Source organism: Micrococcus sp. LASM2_SD2 (genome assembly GCF_057364565.1).
Map to the genome: position 1 here is coordinate 1 of NZ_JBNFOB010000494.1, position 540 is coordinate 540.

The following is a 540-nucleotide window of genomic DNA, read 5'->3' on the forward strand; positions in this document are numbered from 1 at the left end:
CGCGGCGGCCCGGGCCCACGGCTTCGAGCCGGTGGTGCGCCGGGCCGGCGGACGGGCGGCGGCCTACCACTACGGCTGCCTGGTGGTGGACCACCTGAGCCAGCAGGAGGACGCGGCACTCACGCAGCAGGCCCGGTTCGCCGAGTTCGCCGACCTGTTCGTGCGGGCGTTCGCCCGCATGGACGTGCCCGCCTCCGTGGGCGAAATCCCGGGGGAGTACTGCCCGGGCGAGTTCTCCGTGCAGGGTCCTGCGCCGGCCTACCCGGTGAAGCTGGCCGGCTCCGCGCAGCGCGTGGTCAAGGGGGCATTCCTGTTCTCCACCCACGTGGTGGTGACCGGTCCCGCCCCGCTGCGGGCCGTGCTCGTCGACGTCTACCGGGAGCTCGGCCTGGACATGGACCCCCGCACAGCGGGCGCGGCCGAGGACGTGCGCCCCGGGGTGAGCGTTCCCGCGTTCGCCGCGGCCCTGCGGGAGGAGTACACGGCGTGGGCGGCCGCGCCGGGCTCGAGGTGGTGGACGAGCAGCTCGCCGTCCTCGGC

1 protein-coding gene is annotated in these 540 nt (G+C 75.6%); it reads left to right on the forward strand.

Annotation, left to right across the window (positions count from 1 at the left end; translation table 11 throughout):
- A partial coding sequence (locus tag AC2W7A_RS13285) for a lipoate--protein ligase family protein (RefSeq protein WP_485991748.1) occupies window positions 1-540 on the forward strand: 540 nt, incomplete at both ends.